The 21,629-nt window shown below is 71.6% G+C and carries 13 protein-coding genes; 8 read left to right on the top strand and 5 right to left on the bottom strand.

The window, feature by feature from the left end; genetic code table 11:
• The first annotated feature begins 55 nt into the window (after window positions 1-55).
• The 5 genes from T398_RS07905 to T398_RS07925 all read left to right on the top strand — a co-directional run bounded on the left by T398_RS07905 (window position 56) and on the right by T398_RS07925 (window position 8,377).
• Window positions 56-2,470, top strand: coding sequence for a putative bifunctional diguanylate cyclase/phosphodiesterase (locus tag T398_RS07905; protein ID WP_496445699.1), 2,415 nt, complete (start codon window positions 56-58; stop codon window positions 2,468-2,470).
• Window positions 2,471-2,614: 144 nt separating this feature from the next.
• A complete protein-coding gene (gene gatC / locus T398_RS07910; RefSeq protein ID WP_496445700.1) occupies window positions 2,615-2,920 on the top strand; it encodes an Asp-tRNA(Asn)/Glu-tRNA(Gln) amidotransferase subunit GatC in 306 nt (101 codons plus the stop codon).
• Window positions 2,917-4,392: an Asp-tRNA(Asn)/Glu-tRNA(Gln) amidotransferase subunit GatA gene (gene gatA / locus T398_RS07915; protein ID WP_496445701.1), complete on the top strand. Its 1,476-nt coding sequence runs from the start codon at window positions 2,917-2,919 to the stop codon at window positions 4,390-4,392. The genes gatC and gatA overlap by 4 nt, the downstream gene beginning before the upstream one ends.
• A 13-nt stretch (window positions 4,393-4,405) precedes the next feature.
• Complete coding sequence (gatB, locus tag T398_RS07920; RefSeq protein WP_496445702.1) at window positions 4,406-5,905, top strand: Asp-tRNA(Asn)/Glu-tRNA(Gln) amidotransferase subunit GatB; 1,500 nt, start codon at window positions 4,406-4,408, stop codon at window positions 5,903-5,905.
• Between the two features lie 114 nt (window positions 5,906-6,019).
• Window positions 6,020-8,377, top strand: a complete 2,358-nt coding sequence (locus T398_RS07925) for a thiamine pyrophosphate-binding protein (protein ID WP_496445703.1) — start codon at window positions 6,020-6,022, stop codon at window positions 8,375-8,377.
• Between the two features lie 35 nt (window positions 8,378-8,412).
• On the opposite strand, the gene T398_RS07930 is transcribed toward T398_RS07925, so the two are convergent.
• Window positions 8,413-9,993 (bottom strand): metallophosphoesterase, encoded by a 1,581-nt coding sequence (locus T398_RS07930; protein WP_496445704.1) that lies wholly within the window; start codon window positions 9,991-9,993, stop codon window positions 8,413-8,415.
• Window positions 9,994-10,143: 150 nt separating this feature from the next.
• Window positions 10,144-11,310, bottom strand: a complete 1,167-nt coding sequence (locus tag T398_RS07935; RefSeq protein WP_496445705.1) for a PQQ-dependent sugar dehydrogenase — start codon at window positions 11,308-11,310, stop codon at window positions 10,144-10,146.
• 80 nt (window positions 11,311-11,390) lie between these two features.
• On the opposite strand from T398_RS07935, the gene T398_RS07940 reads away from it, so the two are divergent.
• A complete protein-coding gene (locus T398_RS07940) occupies window positions 11,391-12,308 on the top strand; it encodes a 2-hydroxyacid dehydrogenase (protein WP_496445706.1) in 918 nt (305 codons plus the stop codon).
• Here T398_RS07940 and T398_RS07945 read toward each other — a convergent pair.
• The 3 genes from T398_RS07945 to ilvD all read right to left on the bottom strand — a co-directional run bounded on the left by T398_RS07945 (window position 12,302) and on the right by ilvD (window position 16,910).
• Window positions 12,302-12,691, bottom strand: coding sequence for a PH domain-containing protein (locus T398_RS07945; RefSeq protein WP_496445707.1), 390 nt, complete (start codon window positions 12,689-12,691; stop codon window positions 12,302-12,304). The genes T398_RS07940 and T398_RS07945 overlap by 7 nt on opposite strands.
• 147 nt (window positions 12,692-12,838) lie before the next feature.
• The gene (locus T398_RS07950; protein ID WP_496445708.1) at window positions 12,839-14,239 is read right to left on the bottom strand and encodes a right-handed parallel beta-helix repeat-containing protein; all 1,401 of its coding nucleotides are present in this window, start codon (window positions 14,237-14,239) and stop codon (window positions 12,839-12,841) included.
• An 823-nt stretch (window positions 14,240-15,062) separates the two neighbouring features.
• Window positions 15,063-16,910, bottom strand: a complete 1,848-nt coding sequence (ilvD, locus tag T398_RS07955) for a dihydroxy-acid dehydratase (protein WP_496445709.1) — start codon at window positions 16,908-16,910, stop codon at window positions 15,063-15,065.
• Between the two features lie 144 nt (window positions 16,911-17,054).
• Between ilvD and T398_RS07960 the strand changes: the two genes are divergently transcribed.
• Window positions 17,055-19,319 carry a putative bifunctional diguanylate cyclase/phosphodiesterase gene (locus tag T398_RS07960; protein ID WP_496445819.1) on the top strand — a complete coding sequence of 755 codons (2,265 nt, stop codon included), beginning with the start codon at window positions 17,055-17,057 and terminating at the stop codon, window positions 19,317-19,319.
• A gap of 376 nt (window positions 19,320-19,695) precedes the next feature.
• Entirely contained in the window at window positions 19,696-21,573 is a 1,878-nt protein-coding gene (locus tag T398_RS07965) for an acetolactate synthase large subunit (RefSeq protein ID WP_496445710.1), read from the top strand.
• Window positions 21,574-21,629: the final 56 nt, after the last annotated feature.

Genomic DNA, 21,629 nt, shown 5'->3' on the forward strand with positions numbered 1-21,629 from the left:
ACATGGGGGACACGGCGTACATCTGGGTGCGCCGCCCTGACCCGCGGGAGGTGTGATGGCGACGGCCGACCCGCGCAACTTCGTCCCACCAGGACGGAGCGCGCCGTTCTTCGCCTTCGTGGCGGTGGTCCTCGCCGTGGCCGCGCTGACCTCGGCGGCTCCGTTGCTGGCCCTTCCCGACCAGGTGTTCCGGCTGCCCGCCGCGTTCTGGACGATGGCGGTGCTGGCAGTCGCCGGAGACGCGTGGCCGTTCGTCCCGCCGGGGCGGCGGCGGCCCTCGGTCATGTTTCCGTCAATCTGCTTCACCTTCGCCATCCTGCTCGGCTGGGGGCTGGGCCCGGCGGTCACCGTGCAGGCGGTGGCGGTCGTGGTGGCCGGAGTCCGCATGGGGCACGCCAGCTGGCGTATCGCCTTCAACGCCGGTCAGTACGCCTGCGCCCTCGCCGCCGCCCATGTTCTGATCGGCCTCGGCCCGGGCGATCTGGTCGGTGGCGGGCAGCTGAGCGGGACCGACGTGGTCGCGGTCAGTGGCGCGATGCTCGCCTGGTTCACCGTCAACTACGGGCTGGTCAGCGCGGCGGTGTGGCTGCGGTTCGGGGCACGTTGGCGGCCGGGGATGGGCTTCGAGTTGCTATCCACCGCTTCGCTGCTGCTGCTCGCGCCGGTCCTGGTCACCGCGGCCCAGGCGAGCGCGGCGCTGGTCCCGCTGGTGCTGGCGCCGCTGTTCGCGGTCTACCAGATGGCCCGGCTCAGCGCCGAGCAGCAGCAGCTCGCCTCCGTCGACCCCCTCACCGGTCTGCCCAACCGGAAGGCACTGGTCGCCGAGGTCGGCGCGCGGCTGCACCGGCCCGCGGAGCGGGCCGCCGATGGTTCGGCGCCGGCCCGAATGGCGCTGCTGCTGCTCGATCTGGACCGGTTCAAACACGTCAACGACGCACTCGGGCACGCCGTCGGCGATCGGCTGCTGGTCGAGGTGAGCGCCCGGCTGACCGAGGTCGCCGACGGGGACCTGGTGGCCCGGCTCGGCGGGGACGAGTTCGCCATCGTGCTGACCGGGCTGACCGACGTCGCCGAGGCACGTGACCGGGCGGGCCGGGTGGTGGCCGCGCTGGCCGAGCCGGTCACGCTGGACGGGCTGCCGCTGGATGTGGGCGGGTCGATCGGGGTCGCGCTCTTCCCCGACCACGGTGAGGACTTCACCACCCTGATGCGCCACGCCGATGTGGCCATGTACGACGCGAAACAGCGCAATGACACGGTCGCCGTCTACGTGGCCGAGTCCGACCACAACTCGGCCGAGCGGCTGGGCCTCCTGGCCGACCTGCGTCGGGTCCTCGCCTCCGGGCTACGCCCCGACACGGACGGCGGCGGGGCCGACCCGGGGCGCAACGGTGTGGCGCGTCCGGTGCTCGATGGCGCCGGCGCGGTGCTGCCCGGCACGAGCGGGCCGAGCCCGAGCCGGTGGTCGCGGTGGGGCCGACGGCAGCGCGTACACCTGGTCCACTCCGACGAGCTGATCCAGCGGATCGTCACCGCGGCCGACCCGATTCGCCGCCGTACCATTGTCGGCCCGGCCGGCCTGCCGGCCGCCGGCGAGACCGTTGCACCGCTCGCCGCCACCGACGGAGCCGGTGGGCCGGAGCTCACCGCAGCGGCGGGGCGCGCCGGTGGTCTGGCTGACCCGGCCGGCGCGGGTGAGATCACCATGTACTACCAGCCGCAGGTCGACATCGCGACCGGCGAGGTGGTCGGGGTCGAGGCGCTACTGCGCTGGCGCCACCCCCGGCGCGGGATGGTCGACCCGGAGGAGCTGATCCGGGTGGCCGAGCAGAGCGCGGTCATGCGCCTGCTCACCTTCCGGGTCATCGACGACGTGGTGGCGCAGCTGGGACGGTGGCAGGCGGCGGGTGTGGTCCTCCGGGCCGCCCTGAACGTCAGCGTCCGGGACCTGCACACCGGGGAGATCGCCGACCGGATCGCGGAGCGACTCGCCCGGCACGACGTACCGCCGCAGCGCCTCCAGCTGGAGATCACCGAGGGGGCGTTGATGGCCGACCCGCGGCGGGTGCTCGCCACCATCACCCGGCTGCACCGGCTCGGCGTGGGGATCGCCCTGGACGACTTCGGCACCGGCTTCTCCTCCCTGCAACACCTGCGGCGGCTACCGCTGTCCGAGGTGAAGGTGGACCGCTCCTTCGTGCTGGGGATGACCGAGGACGCCGACGACGCGGCGATCGTCACCTCGGTGGTCGAGCTGGCCCGGGCGCTCGGGCTACGGGCGGTGGCCGAAGGGGTGGAGGACGAGCGGACCTGGCGGATGCTGCACGCGATCGGCTGCGACGCCGCGCAGGGCTGGTTCTACGCCCGGCCGATGCCGGCCGAGGAGCTTGTCGCCTGGCTGGCCCGGCATCGTCCGGTCCGCCCGACGGCGGGTCCGGAGGCCGCCGTCGGGCGGACCCCCGCCCGTTGACCGTTGACCACCCACCGCCGAGGGGGGAGTCGAGGCAGCGGCGCCGAGCGGGAGCAATAGACTCGCTGCGGTCACCGCGGGTAGCGCAGCACCGCCCGCGGTCGGCGCGGACAGATCAGCAGGACAGCCACGAAGGGGGCACCGATGGCCGCCATCTCCCGCGAGGAGGTCGCGCACCTGGCGCGACTGTCGCGGCTCGCCGTGACCGAGGAGGAGCTGGCTACCCTCGCCGGCCAGCTCGACGTGATCCTCCAGGCAGTCGCCCAGGTCGGCGAGGTCACCGCGGCGGACATCCCGCCGACGTCGCACTCCGTGCCGCTGACCAACGTGCTGCGCGACGACGTGGTGGCGTCGTGCCTGACGCCCCAGGAGGCGCTGTCGGGCGCGCCCGACGTCGCTGAGCAGCGGTTCCGCGTACCGCGGATTCTGGACGAGGATGTGGCTTCATGACCGACCTGACCAGCTTCTCCGCCGCTGAACTCGCCGGCCTGGTGGCGCGCGGCGAGTCCTCGGCGGTCGAGGTCACCCAGGCGCACCTGGACCGGATCTCGGCCGTTGACGACCGGGTGCACGCCTTCCTGCACGTCGACACGGAAGGTGCCCTCGCTGCCGCCAGCGACGTGGATTCGCGCCGCGCCGCCGGTGAGCCGCTCGGCCCGCTGGCCGGGGTGCCGGTGGCGGTCAAGGATGTGCTCACCACGAAGGGCGTACCGACCACCGCCGGGTCGAAGATCCTGGCCGACTGGCGCCCGCCCTACGACTCCACGATCGTGCGGCGGCTGCGGGCGGCCGGCACGGTGATGTTGGGCAAGACCAACATGGACGAGTTCGCGATGGGCTCGTCCACCGAGTACTCGGCCTTCGGGCCGACCCACAACCCGTGGGACCTGAGCCGGATCCCGGGGGGCTCCGGCGGCGGCAGCTCGGCCGCCCTGGCCGCGTACGAGACGCCCCTGTCGATCGGTTCGGACACCGGCGGCTCGATCCGGCAGCCCGGAGCCGTCACCGGCACCGTCGGCGTCAAGCCCACCTACGGGGGGACCTCCCGGTACGGCCTGGTGGCCTTCTCGTCCTCGCTGGACACCCCCGGCCCCTGCGCCCGTACGGTGCTGGACGCCGCGCTGCTGCACGAGGCGATCGGTGGCCACGACCCGCTCGACTCGACCTCGATCCCGGCACCGGTGCCGGATGTGGTGGCCGCCGCCCGGCTCGGTGCCAGCGGCGACCTGACCGGGGTTCGGCTGGGCGTGGTCCGGGAATTCGCCGGGGAGGGCGCCGAGCCGGGCGTGCTGGCGGCCTTCCGGGCGGCGGTGGAGACGCTCACCAAGCTGGGCGCCGAGGTCGTCGAGGTCTCCTGCCCGCACTTCCAGTACGCGCTGCCGGCCTACTACCTGATCGCTCCGAGCGAGTGTTCGTCGAACCTGGCTCGCTTCGACGGTGTCCGGTTCGGCCTGCGGGTCGGTGACGACGGCATCCGGTCGCTGGAGGAGGTCATGTCGGCGACCCGGGAGGTCGGGTTCGGCCCGGAGGTCAAGCGGCGGGTCATGCTCGGCACGTACGCCCTCTCGTCGGGCTACTACGACGCGTACTACGGTCAGGCGCAGAAGGTGCGCACGCTGATCAGCCGGGACTTCACCACCGCCTTCGACCGGGTCGACGCCTTGATCTCGCCGACGACGCCGTTCGTCGCGTTCCCGGTCGGGGCGCGCACCGCCGATCCGTACCAGATGTACCTGGCCGACCTGTTCACCATTCCGAGCAACCTGTACGGCGGGCCGGGCATCTCGGTGCCCTGTGGCCTCGCCGACGGGCTGCCGGTCGGCCTGCAGGTCATGGCACCGACGATGGCCGACGACCGGATGTACCGGGTCGCGGCCGCGCTGGAGAGCGCTGTCGGCCCGTTCACCCCACCGGCACTGTGAGGCAGGAGCACCGATGACGACGACACTGCCCGCGTACGACGAGGTCGTCGCGCGCTACGAACCGGTGATCGGCCTGGAGACCCACGTCGAGTTGGGCACGAACACCAAGATGTTCTGTGGCTGCCCGACCGACTTCGGTGGGGCGCCGAACACCCGGGTCTGCCCGGTCTGCCTGGGGCTGCCCGGCTCGCTTCCGGTGGCCAACCGGGCGGCCGTGGAGGCGACCATCCGGATCGGGCTCGCGCTGAACTGCTCGATCGCGCAGTGGTGCCGGTTCGCCCGGAAGAACTACTACTACCCGGACATGCCGAAGAACTACCAGATCAGCCAGTACGACGAGCCGCTCTGCGTGGACGGCTACCTGGATGTCGAGGTGAACGGCGAACCGGTGCGGATCAGCATCGAACGGGTGCACATGGAGGAGGACACCGGCAAGACCCTGCACGTGGGCGGGGCCACCGGCCGCATCCACGGCGCGACCGAGTCGCTGGTCGACTACAACCGGGCCGGCATCCCGCTGGTCGAGATCGTCACCAAGCCGATCCCCGGCGCCGGCGCGATGGCGCCGGAGGTGGCCCGGGCGTACGTCACCGAGCTGCGCGACGTGCTCCGCTCGCTCGGTGTCTCCGACGTCCGGATGGAGGAGGGGTCGCTGCGCTGCGACGTCAACACCTCCCTCAACCTCCCGGGTGAGCAGTGGGGTACCCGGACCGAGACGAAGAACGTCAACTCGCTGCGGTCGGTGGAGCGCGCGGTGCGCTCCGAGATCATCCGGCAGGCGTCGGTGCTCGAGGCGGGCGGCCGGATCACCCAGGAGACCCGGCACTTCCACGAGGACACCGGGGACACCACCTCCGGCCGGTCCAAGGAGACCGCGACCGACTACCGGTACTTCCCGGAGCCGGACCTGGTGCCGGTCGCGCCGGACCCGACCTGGGTGGCCGAGTTGAAGGCCACGCTGCCGGAGCTGCCGCGGCTGCACCGGCGCCGCCTCCAGCAGGATTGGGGCCTGTCCGACCTGGACATGCAGTCGATCCTGAACGCTGGCGCGGTCGAGCTGATTGAGGCGACCATCGCGGCGGGCACCACCCCGACCGCCGCCCGCAAGTGGTGGCTGGGCGAGCTGTCCCGCCGGGCCAACGAGACCGGGGTGGAGCTGGCCGACATCGGCGCCACCCCGAAGCAGGTTGCCGAGTTGCAGGGCCTGGTGGACGCCGGCAAGCTCACCGACAAGCTGGCCCGTACGGTGCTGGAGCACGTGGTCGCGGGAGAGGGCTCGCCGGCCAAGATCATGGCCGACCGCAAGCTGGAGGTGGTCTCCGACACCGGCGCGCTGACCGCGGCGGTGGATGAGGCGATCGCCGCCAACCCCGCCATCGCCGACAAGGTCCGCGGCGGCAAGGTGGCCGCGGCCGGTGCCCTGGTCGGCGCGGTCATGAAGACCACCCGTGGCCAGGCTGACGCCAAGACCGTGCGTGAGCTGATCCTGGAGCGCCTCGGCGTCCAGGGCTGACGTGCGCGAAGGGCCCGCCGGCTGGCTGCCGGCGGGCCCTTCCTGCCACCCTCGACGGGCCCTTCCTGCCCACCCCTCGGAGGGCGCCAACGGCGGCGCCCGGATGGAGTCCCCGTGAACCAGCACGACCTTGCTGTCCTCGACGAGATCCAACGCCGGGTACTGTGGCTCGCCACCCGCATCGTGGACGCGGCCAACCACGACCGGGACACCGGCGACGGCGTGAAGGTCGGCGGACACCAGGCGTCCAGCGCATCGCTGGTCACCGCGATGACGGCGCTGTGGTTCGCGCACCTCGACGCCGAGGACCGGGTCGCGGTGAAGCCGCACGCCTCCCCGGTGTTCCACGCCATCCAGTACCTGCTCGGCAACCTGGACCGGTCGTACCTGACCCGGCTGCGCGCCCGCGGTGGCCTCCAGTCGTACCCGTCCCGGACGAAGGACCCGGACGAGGTCGACTTCTCCACCGGCTCGGTGGGTCTGGGCGCGGCGGCGCCGCTCTTCGCGGCGGTCACCCGCCGCTACGTGGACGCGCACTTCGGCGCCCGTCCCCGGTCCCGGTTCGTCGCCCTCATCGGCGACGCCGAACTGGACGAGGGCAACATCTGGGAGGCGGTCGCCGACCCGGCCACCACCGGGCTGGGCAATGTGATGTGGCTGGTCGACTTCAACCGCCAGTCGCTGGACCGGGTCGTACCGGGCATCCGGATCGACCAGTGGCGGGGCCAGTTCGAGGCCGCCGGCTGGCACGTCGTGGAGGTCAAGTACGGTCGCCGGCTCGCCGCCGCGTATGCCCGTCCGGGTGGGGCGGCGCTGCGGGACTGGATCGACCGGATGCCGAACGAGCAGTACCAGTCGCTCTTCGGCCTCGCCGGGCCGCTGCTGCGCAAGCAGTTCCTCGACGGCGCGCCGGTGGGAATCGCGGAGTTCATCGCCGACATCCCCGACGACGAGTTGGGCCCGCTCGTCACCGACCTCGGCGGGCACGACCTGGCGGCGATGCTGGACGCCTACGCCCAGTGCGACGCGGTCACCGACCGGCCCAGCGTGGTCTTCGCGTACACGGTGAAGGGCTGGGGGCTGCCGATCGCCGGCAACCCCCGGAACCACTCGGCGCTGCTCACCACCGCGCAGGTGGACGCGTTGCGGACCGCGCACGGCCGCACCCGGGACACCGAGTGGGACCGGCTCGACCCGGCGTCGGCGGCCGGTGTCCGGGCCGGGGAGCGCCGGGAGGCGCTGTCCCGGGCGCCACGCACGCGGGCACTGGGCGTCAGCGTCCCGGAGACGACCCGGGTACGCGCCAACAAGCCGGTCTCCACCCAGGAGGTCTTCGGTCGGGTCCTGGTTGACCTGTCCCGTCACCCGCAGGTCGGGCGTTACCTCGTCACCACCGCACCGGATGTGGCCACCTCGACCAACCTGGCCGGGTTCATCAACCGGTCCGGGGTCTTCGCGCCTACCTCGCAGCGCGCGTGGTCCGAGGACCGGATGCTGCGGTGGACGGAGAGCCCGGCCGGCCAGCACATCGAGCTGGGCATCTCGGAGATGAACCTGTTCCTGCTGCTCGGGCAGCTCGGCCTGGCCTGGGACCACTCCGGGCAGCCGCTGCTGCCGGTGGGCACCGTGTACGACCCGTTCGTGCTGCGGGGCCTGGACGCCTTCCTGCACGGCACCTACTCCGGCGCCCGGTTCGTGGTCGCGGGGACCCCCTCGGGGATCACCCTCGCGCCGGAGGGGGGCGCCCACCAGTCGACGCTCACCGCCAGCGTCGGCCTGGAACTGCCCGGGGTCACCTTCGTCGAGCCCGCCTACGCCACCACCCTGGACTGGCTGCTCTGTGACGCGCTGGGGCAGATCGCCGGGGGAGCGGCGCCGGCCGCCACCGCCGCGCCCGGAGAGGACGGCGGATACTACTTCCGGCTCAGCACCCGTCCGGTTGACCAGGCTCCGTTCACGGCTGCGCGGAGCCGGCTCGGCGACGCGGTGTTGCGTCGGCAGGTGCTCGCCGGCGCCTACCGGCTGGTCGACGCCCACCAGGCGTACCCGCAGCTCGCCGACGCCCCGGTCGTGCAGCTCGCCGCCTCCGGCGCGGTCCTGCCCGAGGTGCTCGCCGCCGCGGCCGAGCTGGCCGAGGAGGGGATTGCCGCGCACGTCGTGGACGTCACCAGCCTGGACCGTCTCTACCGGGCCTGGCAGCGCACCCTGCGCCAGGGGGTCCGCACCGCCACCGTGCCGAGCGTTCCGGGCGCGCTGCGGTCGGCCTTCGTCGACCGGGTGCCGGTGGTCACCGTGCACGACGCCGCATCGCACGCGATGGCGTGGCTCGGCTCGGCGGTCGGCGCCCCGGCGGTGCCCCTCGGCGTGGACGAGTTCGGTCAGTCCGGCAGCGTCGCCGAGCTGTACGAGCTCCACGACCTGTTGCCGGGCAGCATCGTGAACGCCGCCCTCGCCGCGCTCTCCCTGCGCTGACCGGTCGCTGACCGCCGGCTCGTCCGGCGGTCCGGTCAGCGGGTCGGGGTGGGGGTGACCGGGGCGGGGGCCCCGGCCTTCGGGTCCGCCACGATGTGCCGTTCGAGGTTCACCTGGGCCTGGCCGGTGCCGCCGACCGTGATGTCGTCATACGCCTGGAGCAGTTTCTCCTCGTCGAAGTAGAGGACGGTCATCGACAGCGGGGTGGGCTCCTCGCCCTCCAGGCCGCGCAGGCCGGCGCCACCGGTCGAACCCTGCACCATCAACAGGGTGGGGGTTTGGTCCGGCTGCTGGGGTAGCCGGTACACCTCGCGGTTGTGGGTGTGTCCGGCGAGTACCAGCGGGGTGACGCCGGAGAGGGGCCCCGCCGAGGCGGGGTCGTGCACCAGCGCCAGGTCCACCGGCCGGGGTGCGCTACGGGCGGTGGCCGCCAACTGTTCGCCGGTGTCGATGAGCTGGTCGGCTGTCTCCCCGGTCAGGTTGCTGCCCGCCGGTGAGGTGCTCTTGTCCGGCGTGAAGCGGGGGTCCCCGATGCCGGCGATGGTCAACCCGGCGACCACGGTGGTCGCGTTGTCCAACACGATGGCGTTGCGCTGCTGGGCCACGGCCGCGGTCGTACCCCCCGAGTCGTGGTTGCCGCGGATGTAGACGTAGGGCTTGCGGAGGAGTCCGATCGAGTCGACGTAGTTCGCCTCCGGCTCGCTGCCCCAGTCGGTGATATCGCCGGTGTCGACCACGACGTCGATCCCGAACTGCTCCACCACCGTCTGGATGACCTGCCAGGCGGCCGGGTTCAGGTGCAGGTCGGAGATGTGCAGCACCCGGGTGGTGCCGGGCTGCGGCTCGAAGACCGGCAGCTCCGAGACGGTGGAGTAGAGCTGGCTGACGTTGCCGACCAGGCGCTGGAGCTGCTCGGCGTAGCGGGTGTAGTCGTTGGCGATCCGCTGGACGTCGCCGACCAGCGCCGGCGCGTTGACCAGCAGCCCCTCGTAGCGGGGTTCTTCGATCGCCTGCGGTCGCAGGGTGGCCGCCGCGGTGCCCAGGCTGCCCGCGGTGATCGCGAGCGCCAGCACCCCCGCCCAGGCCGTACGGCGGGTGTCGCGGAACACCAGCAGGGCCAGCAGCAGGGTGACCAGCACCGTGGCGGCGACCGTACGGACACCGAGGCGCAGGACGCCTTCCCGGATGTCGTCGACGGCGGTCTGGCTCGCCCGGTCGAGGCTCTCCGGGTCGTGCAGCAACGCCTCGGTGCGGTCCTGATCGAGGGCGCCGAACTGCACGGTCAGTTCGGTCGGCCCGTCGTGGCTGTCGAGCAGCAGGGCGCCGAGCGGCGGGATGTCGATGGTGGTGCCGCCGTGCAGCGCCGGCGTCACCGTCAGGTTCGCCTGGAACGGCCCGACCTCGGTGCTGACCCGGCCGCCGGCCAGCGTGCCGATCAACACCCCGGCCAGGGTTATGGCGAGTACGGCCAGGGTCATCCCGACGGCGCGGAGCGTCCGCCAGCGGGTCGAACGGCCGCCGGCTCGGCGGTGCCGTCGCCGGAGCCGCCGACTCCAGCCCGTTTCCGGCGGCTGGCCGCCTCGGCTGTCCTGCTGTTCGTTCCCCTGACCGTCCATGCTGAAATTCTGACTCGCCCAGTCGACAGGCTCGGGAAATCCGGGCCGGGTGTTGCCCGTTGTCAGCTCTATCCGGCGTCGCTGTCGGTTTTGCCTGGCCTCGCCGTCGGCTCCAACCGGCTTCGCGGTTGGTTCTGCCCGGTCTCGCGGTCAGCTTCGTCCGGCTTCACCGTCCGCCAACACCAGGCGCAGGAGCCGGTCGTCCGCCGGCACCGGAGCTCCGCGCCCGTCGTGGTTCGAGGTGCCCACCCAGAGCGAGCCGTCCGGTGCCGCGGCGACTGCCCGCAACCGGCCGTACTGGTTGGTGAGGAGGTCGCGCGGTTGGCCGAGCGTTCCGGTGTCGGTCAACTCGACCAGCCAGAGCCGCTGTCCGCGCAGGCAGGCCGTAGCGAGGAGCTGCTCGCTCCGGGCCAGCCCGGAGCAGGAGGCGTCCGCCGGCGGCCACCAGACGATTGGGCTGACGTACCGACTGTCGTCGGAGCGGCCTTCGACCTCCGGCCATCCGTAGTTGCCGCCCGGCTCGATCTCGTTGATCTCGTCCCAGGTGTTCTGGCCGAATTCGACGGCGTACATCCGACCGTCGGCGGCCCAGGTGAAGCCCTGCACGTTCCGGTGCCCCAGCGACCAGACGGGCGAGTCGGGGAAGGGGTTGTCCGGTGCCGGCTCGCCGTCGGTGGTGATTCGCAAGATTTTTCCGCCGAGCCGGTCGCCGTCCTGCGCCTGTTCCCGATCGCCGGCGTCGCCGGTGCTGGCGTAGAGCTGCCCGTCCGGGCCGAAGGCGAGGCCACCGCCGTTGTGGGTGCGCGCCTTTGGGATGCCGGTCAGGATCGGGCGCGGCGGCTCGCCGAGGGTGAGCCGGGCGACGCGGTTGTCCTGTTCGGCGGTGTAGTAGACGAAGACCGTCTGGTCCCGCTGGTAGTCCGGGGAGACGGCGATCCCCATCAGCCCGCCCTCGCCACCGGGCGTCACCTCGGCGACGGTCTGGACCACGGTCACCCGCAGCCCGTCGGGGTCGGACTCGGGCCCGACCTGGAGAATCCGGCCGGAGTCCCGCTCGGTCACCAGCGCGCCCCCGTCCGGGAGGAAGGCGATGTCCCACGGGACTCGTAGGCCCTTCGCCAACACGGTGGCGACCACCTCCGGCCCGGTGCTCCCCGGGTCGGAGGTGGTCGGGGTGGGGAAGGTGGGGGGTTCGCCGGCCGGGTCGGGCCCGGGCTCGCCGAAGCTGCAACCGGTGGCGATCAGCAGCGCCGCGCACGACGCCGCGAGGGTAGCCCGAAAGCGGCGGGTGCGCGGGTACGCGGGACGGGCGCTCACCGGGACCAGGGTAGCGGCCGGTGGGCCGGTGCGGGCCCCGGAAAAGGGCGGGCCGGCCCGAGGCTCTATCGTCGGCGGGTGTGAAGGTGTGGATCCCCCATGAGCACGGCACGTCCCTCCTCGGTGACCTGCCGGCGGGTGTCACGGTGGAGGTGGCGGAGCCGGAGCGGCTCCCATCCCCGGTGACCGACGTCCGGTTCTGGGTCCCGCCGTTCCTGGCCGAGGCGGAGACCACCGACCTGTTGCGGGAGCTGCCGGATCTGGAAGTGGTGCAGCTGTTGACCGCCGGTGCGGACGCGTGGGTCGGCCGGATGCCGCCAGGTGTGACGCTCTGTGATGCGCGGGGAGTGCACGACCAGGCCACCTCGGAGTGGGTCGTCGCCGCGATCCTGGCGCACCTGCGCTCCTTTCCCACGCTGGTCCGGGCACAGGGCCGTCGGGAGTGGGCATACCGCGAGGTGGCGCCCACCGACGAACTCGCCGGCAAGCGGGTGCTGATCGTCGGCGCCGGCTCGATCGGCACGGCGCTCGAGGCACGCCTCGCCCCGTTCGAGGTGCGCCTCACCCGGGTGGCCCGGACCGCGCGGCCCGGCGTGCACGCCGTCGCGGAACTGCCCCGGCTGCTGCCGGAGGCGGATGTGGTGGTGCTGCTGGTGCCATTGACCGAGCAGACCCGCGGGCTGGTTGACGAGGGCTTTCTCGCGGCGATGTGTGATGGCGCCCTGTTGGTCAATGCGGCGCGGGGGCCGGTGGCGCGGACCGAGGCGCTCGTCGCCGAGTTGGGCACCGGCCGGATCTCTGCCGTACTGGACGTCACCGACCCCGAGCCGTTGCCCGCCGACAACCCGTTGTGGGCGATGCCGAACGTGCTACTCACCCCGCATGTCGCGGGATCGGTACAGAGCCTGCTTCCGCGGGCGTACCGGCTGGTGGGCGATCAGATTCGCCGCTTCGCCGCGGGCGAGCCGCCGACCAACGTGGTGGTGGCGGGCTACTGAGTCGACTGGTCGGCCGGGCCGGTTGCGGGCCGCTCGGTGACCGCGACGAGCCGGGGCAGGTCGTCCCGGCGGACGGCGGGCAGCGTGACCGTCTGACCGTCGGTGAGCCGGGCGACCGCCCGGCCGGCTGGGTCCGCGCCCAACTCGACGATCTGCTCCCAGCGGATTCGGTACTGGCCGGCGAGCGCCCGCAGGCGCAGCCCTTCTGCGGTGACGTCGGTGCCGGCCCGCCAGGCCCACCCGCCGAGGAGGAGTGGTACGAGGAGCACCGGCAACAGGTACCACCGGGCGGCGGCCAGGGGCAGGGCGCCGAAGAAGGCGACCACCGCGGCTACCAGCAGGGCCTGGTTGTGCCGGAAGCGGAGGGTGTCGGAGCTGCTCACCTTGTGATGATCCCACCTGGTCCCCAGCGGTGTCGGGACGGGGCGGTCAGGTGCGCGCGGGTGGTGGCATGGTCGCGCACCGCCAGGAGTGCGGGGCTCCGACCCGCCCTGTGGGCGGCGGGTCGGAGCCCCGCGTAGGTGGCCGGTTCAGGCTGGGCAGTCGGGAACGTTGCCGACGCAGTTGTTGGGCCGGTTCTTGATGACGACGGTGCCGGTGGCGGTGTTCAGGTCAACCGTCCCACCGTTGTTGACGATGCCGCCGCCGTCAACCGTGGCGATGTTCTTCACCACCTGCGTGTTGAACAGCGTCAGCGTGCCCCCGGCGTTGTAGATGCCGCCGCCCTGCTCGGCCTGGTTGCCGATGACCTTCGTGTTGCGCATCACCAGCACGCTGAAGTTGTACACGCCGCCGCCGAAGCTCGAGAGGGAGGTGTTGTCCTGGATGAGGCTGTCCTCGACCACAGCGGTGGAGCCGGGGTCGACGAACAGGCCGCCGGCGAACCCGGAGGAGGCGATGTTGTTGGTGATTTTTACCCGCTTCAGGGTGAGCTGTCCGTCTACCTGGATTCCAGCAAAGCCGCTCGAGCGGTTACCGGTGATCGTGGTGTCGACGACGGTGCCGATACCGCCATTGAAGATCAGTAGGCCGCCGGCTCCCCCGGAGTTGTTGTCGGCGATGAGGCTGTGCCGGATCGTCACGACGGCGGAGAGGCCGCTGCTGATCACACCGCCCACGCTGCCTGCGGTGTTCGCCTGCACCGTTGCTTTCTCCAGAGTCACCTGCCCCGCGGAGTTAGCGATACCGCCGCCGGTGACGATGGCGGTATTACGACTCACGGTGGTGTGTCGCACGGTGGTGACGCCGGCGCTGTAAATGCCGCCGCCGTCTTCGTTGGCGATGTTGCGGGTGATGGTGCTGTGGTTGGTGGTGAGCGCCCCGCCGGTGTTGACGAGGATTCCGCCGCCGTCGCTGTCGGTTTGTCCGCCGGTGATGGTGAGGTGGTTGAGGGTGAGGTCGCCGCCGGTGTCGACGGTGAGGATTCGGAATTGTTCGACGGCGGCGGCGCGTTCGATGGTGGTGTGTTTGCCGCCGTTGAGGGTGATGGGGGTGGTGATGGCGGGGAGGCCGGCGTCGTCGATGATGGCGGTGAGCAGGTAGGTGCACTTGCTGGCGAGGTCGAGGGTGGCGCCGCCGCGGGCGTTGGCGAGGGTGATCGCGGCGATCAGCTTGTCGGCGTCGCAGGGGACCGGGACGCCCTTCGTTTCCTTTCCCCTGCCGTCGTGGGTGCTCCCGTCCCCCTTGGCTCGCTCGTCGTGGTTTTCGCCTCCGGCGTAGGGGGCGCCCCGGTGTTTCCCGGGCCGGTCGTCGCTACTGCTGATGGCGCGTCCGACCGCATCCCCGATCGGGGTGACGGTGATGCCGACGGCGGTGAGGGCCAGGCCGGTCACCCCGGCCAGCCCGACGGCCCACCAGCGCCGCCGTGATTTCGCCCGGTGCCCGCCGGGGCGGTCCGGTTCGGGTGTCTGGATGTGTTCCTGCTGGTTCATCGCGGTGTCGGTGTCCTTCCCCCGTGAACGACGAGGAGCCGTCCGCCCGGTGGTGCCGGACCGGGTGGGTTCCTCGGCTACCGAGCGGGCGGTAGCGGCCAACCCGGACGCTAAACCGACAAACGGATCAAACGAACATGAACCCGAAAAAAATGCCCAAAACAGACAATGCTCTGCTGTGGTCGACCGCTCCGGTTGATCCTGATCGCCTCGTCCTGGGTTGGTCGACACGGTGTACGCCCGGCCTGGGCCTGGAGAGGGCTCCGGGTGTTGGCGTCGAACAGGGGTGCCGGCGGGTGACTCTGGGTTCGCGGCTGCGTGCGGCGCGAAGCTATTCCAGAAGGGCGGGAACGACTGGCATCACATAAAGTGTTCGGGCAGCTGCTATGTGCTGGAATTTAGGACTTATTAAGGTAATTCTGGGATGGGCCTATAGCCAGATCTATGTGAATGTCGGGGAGTGGTCGGTAGAGTCAACCACCGGTGCGGCGGAGGCGATTTCCGGCTTCTCCGCCGCGGCATTGCCGACCGGCAGACGAGGAGGACGACGTGACGATTCAGAAGGTCGTGAGACTGGTCGCTGTTGTTGTAATCGCCGCGACGGGGCTCACGAATCCAACCGAACCCGGGACTGAGCAGCAAGAAAAGACACCCGCCACCGGCGAATCGCGGGTCTCGCTCGCCGAATCGTGTCCATGTTCGATGTGAATGGTGTCCGTGCCGACAACCAGGCCGGCCCGGTCCGCTCGGTAGGCGGAGGGTCGGCTGGCGTTCCCGGGCTTTCTCGGGAGGGCGGTCCCCGAGGCCGCGCCCCGAATTTCGGCTACTCGGGGACGCGGCGGTAGGCGCCGTCGCTGGCGGAGGTCGCCATGGCGGCGTACGCGCGCAGCGCCGCCGAGACGGGGCGCTGCCGCTCCGCCGGCGTGTACGGCCGGTCTTGCTTCTCCTGCGCGACCCGGCGGGCATCCAACACCTCGGCCGGTACGGCCAACTCGATGGCCCGGTGCGGAATGTCGATGACGATCTCGTCGCCCGATTCGACCAGGGCGATCAGCCCGCCGGCGGCGGCCTCCGGGGAGACGTGCCCGACCGACAACCCGGAGGTCCCGCCGGAGAACCGGCCGTCGGTGAGCAGCGCGCAGGCCCGCCCCAGCCCCCGGCCCTTGAGGAACGAGGTGGGGTAGAGCATCTCCTGCATTCCGGGCCCGCCCCGGGGGCCCTCGTAGCGGATCACCACCACGTCCCCCGCGGTGACCTCCTTGGCCAGGATGGCGGTGACCGCGTCGTCTTGGGACTCGTAGACCCGGGCCGGGCCCCGGAAGGTCAGGCACTCCTCGGGCACCCCGGCGGTCTTCACCACACAACCCTCCGGCGCCAGGTTGCCGTGCAGGATGGCCAGCCCCCCGTCCGCGGTGTACGCGTGAGCCCGGTCCCGGACGCACCCACTGACCGCATCGGTGTCCAACGTGGACCAGCGGTTGGTGGTGGAGAACGGCTCGGTGGTGCGTACCCCGCCCGGCGCGGCATGGAACAGCTCGATCGCCTCCGGCGTCGCGGTGCCGCCGCGAATGTCCCAGTCGGCGAGCCAACGCTCCAGCGAAGGGGAGTGCACCGCGTGGACCTCCCGGTTGAGCAGGCCCGCCCGGTCCAGCTCACCGAGGATGGCCGGGATTCCGCCTGCCCGGTGGACGTCCTCCATGTGGTAGTTCGGGGAGTTCGGTGCGACCTTGGCCAGGCAGGGCACCCGCCGGGAGATGGCGTCGATGTCCACCACCCCGAAGTCCAGCTCGGCCTCGCGGGCGGCGGCGAGCAGGTGCAGGATGGTGTTCGTCGAGCCACCCATCGCGACGTCGAGGGCGACCGCGTTGTCGAAGGCGGCGCGACTGGCGACCGTGCGGGGCAGCACCGTGGCGTCGTCCCCGTCGTACCAGCGCTTGGCGATCTCGACGACGGTACGGCCGGCCTCGACGAAGAGGGACCGGCGGGCGGCGTGGGTCGCCAGTGTTGACCCGTTGCCGGGCAGGGCCAGGCCGATCGCCTCGGTCAGGCAGTTCATCGAGTTGGCCGTGAACATCCCGGAGCAGGAGCCACAGGTGGGGCAGGCCGAGCGTTCGATCTGGTCGAGTTGGTCGTCGGTGACCGCCTCGTTGGACGCGGCGATCATTGCGTCGATCAGGTCGATCTTGGAGTGCACGACCCCCTCGATCGCGACGGTCTTCCCGGCCTCCATCGGACCGCCGGAGACGAAGACGGTCGGGATGTTCAGCCGCAGCGCGGCCAGCAGCATCCCGGGAGTGATCTTGTCGCAGTTGGAGATGCAGACCAGAGCGTCGGCGCAGTGGGCATTGACCATGTACTCCACGGCGTCAGCGATCAACTCCCGGCTGGGCAGCGAGTAGAGCATGCCGCCGTGGCCCATCGCGATGCCGTCGTCCACGGCGATGGTGTTGAACTCCCGGCCCACCCCGCCGGACTCGGCGACCGCCTCAGCCACCAGGCCACCGAGCTCCTTGAGGTGGACATGCCCCGGAACGAACTGGGTGAAGCTGTTGGCGATGGCGACGATCGGCTTGCCGAAGTCGTCGTCGGTCATCCCGGTGGCCCGCCACAGGGCTCGGGCGCCGGCCATCGTCCGACCGTGGGTGGAGGTCCTCGACCGCAGCTCAGGCATGCGTACCAGTCTGGCACCGTCGCGGGGGTGACCGGAGCCCGCGCCGGGTGTGTCCCAACAGATGCGCATCCCGGCCCCCCACACCCCGCGTTCATCCGGCAGAGTTGGGCTGTGTTGTTACCCACGAGTCGGTTTCGCGGCGCGGTGCGAAGCGGGCTCACCCGCAAGCCGGCTGCCATCCCGGCGGTGGGTGGCGCCCGTCGGTTGTCGGCGCGCCGCCCCGCAGCGTTCCTCCTCCTCGCCGTGGCCGCCGGCATCGGCCTGGTCGAGGTCGGGGCCGGCGTGGCGGTACTGCTGACCGCTGCCGGGCAGCCCGAGCCGGTCCCTTTGGTCGGCTGGGCCGAGCTGGTCGCCCTGGCCACCGCGACCAGCGGGCTGCTCTTCGGGGCCGGGCTGCTCCGCCTCCCCGGCATGGCCCCCACCATCGGGGTGGCCACCCGGCTGGTGCTGGACGGGATGATCATCTCTACCGCGCTCTGGTTCGTGGGTTGGGTGCTCCTCGCCGAGCCGACCCGTCTGCTCGGATCCGCTCCGGCGGTCGGTGCGCCGATCCTGCTCGCCACCGCCAGCGCGGCGCTGATCGTGGGCCTTGCCACCGTCGTGGTGTTTCGGGTCTCGTCGCCGCGGCGCCGGCTCGCCGCGCTCGGCGCCGGTTCCGCCGCGACGACCGTCGGTGGGCTCGGCGTCGCCACCGGGCTGCTGAAGGCTGAGGCGGGGTTGGCCTTCGGTGGCGCGACGGTGGCCGTCGCCGGCCTGCTGACCGTGGCGCTGATGCTCCGTGGGTTCGATCGTCCCTGCCAGTCGGACATCGACCCGACCCGGCGCGAGGGCGAGCACGCCGTCCTGCCGATCCTGGTGATGGCGGGCGCGGCGGCGTACCACCTGCTCCAGGACGGCCGCTTCGAACCGTGCGGCATGGCCGCCGCCAGCGTCGAGGTATTCGCCTTGGTCGCCCGGCAGTACCTGACCCTGCACGACGTCCGGCGGTACGCGCGCCGGCTGGTCGAGGGGGAGGCACACTTCCGGGAGTTGGCACACACCGACGCCCTGACCGGCCTGGCGAATCGGCGGGGACTGCTGCGGGCGCTGCACCGCTGCGCGGAGCGGGGCACCCCGTGCGTCCTGCTCCTGCTCGACCTGGACGGCTTCAAGAACGTCAACGACGTGCGCGGTCACGACGCCGGGGACGCCGTCCTGGCCGAGGTGGGCCGGCGGCTACGTGCCCCCCTGGGCTCCGGCGAGCTGGCGGCCCGGCTCGGCGGGGACGAGTTCGCCGTCCTACTGCCCGGCTCGCCGGCCACCATCGACCAGATGGGGGAGCGACTCCTCGGGGCGGTGGCGGCCGCGTACGAACTGCCCGAGGGGCCCGTCTTCCTCTCGGCGAGCATCGGCATCGCCGGTTGGGCCGGTCAACCCGATGTCGACCTGCTGCTGCGCCACGCCGACCTGGCCCTGCGCTACGCCAAGCAGCGCGGCAAGAACCGGATCGAGCGGTACGACGTCGCCTACGACCAGCTGTTGAGCCGGCGGGCCACGCTTGAGCACGAGCTGCGGGGGGCGATCGAACGCGACGAGCTGCGGCTGGTGTTCCAACCGGTGGCGTCGCTGCCGTCGGTGCGCCCGGTCGGTGCCGAGGCGCTGCTCCGGTGGCGCCATCCGCAACTGGGCGCGGTCCGCCCGGATGAGTTCATTCCGCTCGCCGAGGAGTGCGGCATGATCGCCAAGCTGGGGGCGTGGGTGCTGGACCAGGCCTGCCAGCAGCTCGCCCGTTGGCTCGCCGACGGGCATGACGTGTGGGTGTCGGTCAACGTCTCGCCGCGAGAGCTACACGCCCCGGCCTACGTCGGTCAGGTCGCTGACGCGCTGCGGGCACATCGGGTTCCGCCGCAGCGCCTGGTGCTGGAGGTCACCGAGCACGCCGTCGCCACCGACGTGGACGAGCTGATCCGGCGGTTGACCGCGTTGCGCCGTACCGGGGTGCGGATCGCGTTGGACGATTTCGGCGCCGGCTACTCCTCCCTCGGCCAGCTTCGGCGGCTTCCGCTCGACATCCTCAAGATCGACCACAGTCTCGTCGCCGGGCATGAGCCGGTTCGTCCGGTGGACGCCGACGGCCCGGCCTTCGCCCCGATGGTCGACATTGTCATGCGCCTGGGGCATCAGTTGGGTCTCGGGGTTATCGCCGAGGGGGTGACGACTCCGACCGCGCTGGCCGAAGTGGTCGCCGCGGGCTGCCACTTCGGCCAGGGCGCACTCCTCGGCTGGGGGGTGCCGGCCGAGCACCTGGAGGCGATGTTGGAGGCGGCCACCTCGTCGCACGCCCCGCCGGTCGCCGTGTCGGTGCCGCCCGTGCTGGCCTCCGGCCCGCCGTCGCCGCGGCGGCCGCCGTCCCGCCCGGGGCCCGGGTAGCCGGTGTCGGAGTAGCCCGGTCGGAGTGGCCGGTGCCGGTCGGAGCAGCCCGGGTCGAAAGGGCCGGGGTCGGAGCGGGATCGGGTCAGCCCGGGACCGGTCGGTGGGGCCGACTGTCCCGGGGTGGAAGTTGCGACCGACCCGTTAACCAGAATGTGGGACGGGTTGACTCATTGCTTGAGATACGTCATGCTGTTCCCCATGTCGTCGTACCGGTCGTTGCGAGTACTTATCTGAGCGCGCTCTCCCACTGAGAGTGCGCTGGCCCCGTGCATCCCGCACGCGGGCTTTTTTGTTGCCGTCAGATCTGCCGGGCGTTCCGCCGGCGTTCCACCGCAGAACCCACCGCACCCTCCAGCCGAAGGCTTGAACCGCCATGACGAGACCCACACCCGAGACCCTCGCCAACTCCGCCCGGCGGGCCCGTGCGGCCGTCGAGCCGCCCCGCGATGCCGACCGGCCCCGCGCGGCGGCCACCCCGACCGTCCCGGCGGTACGCACCCCCGCCCCCACCCAGGTCTCCGGTGCCGGCTCCCTCGTGCGCTCCCTCGAAGCGCTCGGCGTCGAGGTCATCTTCGGCATCCCCGGCGGCGCGATCCTGCCGGCGTACGACCCGTTGTACGACTCCACGGTCCGGCACATCCTGGTCCGGCACGAGCAGGGTGCCGGACACGCGGCCACCGGGTACGCGCAGGCGACCGGGCGGGTCGGTGTCTGCGTCGCCACCTCCGGTCCCGGTGCGACCAACCTGGTGACGCCGATCGCCGACGCGTACATGGATTCGGTGCCGCTGGTGGCGATCACCGGCCAGGTCGCCCGGCCGTCGATCGGGACGGACGCCTTCCAGGAGGCGGACATCCAGGGCATCACGCTGCCGATCACCAAGCACAACTTCCTGGTCCAGAGCGCCGAGGAACTGCCCCGGGTGCTCGCCGAGGCGTTCCACCTCGCCGCAACCGGCCGGCCCGGCCCGGTTCTGGTGGACATCCCCAAGGACGTCCTCCAGGCGTCAACCGTTTTCGCCTGGCCGCCGACGCTCGACCTACCCGGCTATCGGCCGACGCTGCACCCGCACGGAAAGCAGATCCGGGAGGCGGCCCGGTTGATGGCCATCGCCCGCCGGCCGGTGCTCTATGTCGGTGGCGGGGTGCTCAAGGCCGGCGCGACCGACGGGCTGCGCCAGCTCGCCGAGCTGACCGGGATTCCGGTGGTCACCACTCTGATGGCGCTCGGGGCGTTCCCCGACTCGCACCCGCAGCACCTGGGCATGCCCGGCATGCACGGGACGGTTGCGGCGGTCTACGGCCTGCAGAAGGCAGATCTGATCGTGGCGCTGGGGGCGAGGTTCGACGACCGGGTGACCGGCCAGCTGGACTCGTTCGCTCCCGACGCGGCCGTGGTGCACGCCGACATCGACCCGGCCGAGATCGGTAAGAACCGGCACGCGGACGTGCCGATTGTGGGGGATGCCCGGCACGTCATCGACGAACTGGTCGGCGCGGTCACCGTCGAGCAGGCGGCCGGCCACCGGCCCCACCTCGACGACTGGTGGTCCCAGCTGCGGGAGCTGCGCAAGCGCTACCCGCTGGGGTACGACGAGCCGGCCGACGGCACGCTCTCCCCGCAGTACGTGCTCAGCCGGCTCGGCGAGATCGTCGGCCCGGAGGCGGTGTACGTGGCGGGCGTGGGCCAGCACCAGATGTGGGCTTCCCAGTTCATCTCGTACGAGAAGCCCCGCACCTGGTTGAACTCCGGCGGCCTCGGCACCATGGGGTACGCGGTGCCGGCGGCGATGGGTGCCAAGGTCGGCCGGCCGGAGACGGTGGTCTGGGGGATCGACGGCGACGGCTGCTTCCAGATGACCAGCCAGGAGCTGGCGACCTGTGCGCTGGAGGGCATCCCGGTCAAGATCGCTGTGATCAACAACGGCAATCTCGGCATGGTGCGGCAGTGGCAGGCCCTCTTCTACGGGGAGCGCTACTCCAACACCGAACTCGGTACCCACAAGCATCGTATTCCGGACTTCGTCAAGCTCGCCGAGGCGCTCGGCTGCGTCGGGCTGCGCTGCGAGACAGCGGAGGACGTCGACCAGACGATCGAGGCCGCGATGTCCATCAACGACGCCCCGGTGGTCATCGACTTCGTGGTCGGCAAGGACGCGATGGTGTGGCCGATGGTCGCCGCCGGCACCAGCAACGACGAGATCATGTTTGCCCGCGGGGTCCGGCCGGTCTTCGACGAGGACGAGGTGTAGTCATGGCCCACCGCACCGGGCGCCGCAGGGGCCGGGAGAACCAGACGAGGAAGGCA

It is taken from the genome of Salinispora goodfellowii, assembly GCF_059570675.1.

Excerpts from the sequence above, each read along its gene's own strand:
- T398_RS07950 (WP_496445708.1), bottom strand. The coding sequence starts at position 14,239 with ATGAACCAGCAGGAACACATCCAGACACCCGAACCGGACCGCCCCGGC.
- ilvD (WP_496445709.1), bottom strand. The coding sequence starts at position 16,910 with ATGCCTGAGCTGCGGTCGAGGACCTCCACCCACGGTCGGACGATGGCC.
- T398_RS07930 (WP_496445704.1), bottom strand. The coding sequence starts at position 9,993 with ATGGACGGTCAGGGGAACGAACAGCAGGACAGCCGAGGCGGCCAGCCG.
- T398_RS07965 (WP_496445710.1), top strand. The coding sequence starts at position 19,696 with ATGACGAGACCCACACCCGAGACCCTCGCCAACTCCGCCCGGCGGGCC.
- gatB (WP_496445702.1), top strand. The coding sequence starts at position 4,406 with ATGACGACGACACTGCCCGCGTACGACGAGGTCGTCGCGCGCTACGAA.
- gatA (WP_496445701.1), top strand. The coding sequence starts at position 2,917 with ATGACCGACCTGACCAGCTTCTCCGCCGCTGAACTCGCCGGCCTGGTG.
- gatC (WP_496445700.1), top strand. The coding sequence starts at position 2,615 with ATGGCCGCCATCTCCCGCGAGGAGGTCGCGCACCTGGCGCGACTGTCG.
- T398_RS07905 (WP_496445699.1), top strand. The coding sequence starts at position 56 with ATGGCGACGGCCGACCCGCGCAACTTCGTCCCACCAGGACGGAGCGCG.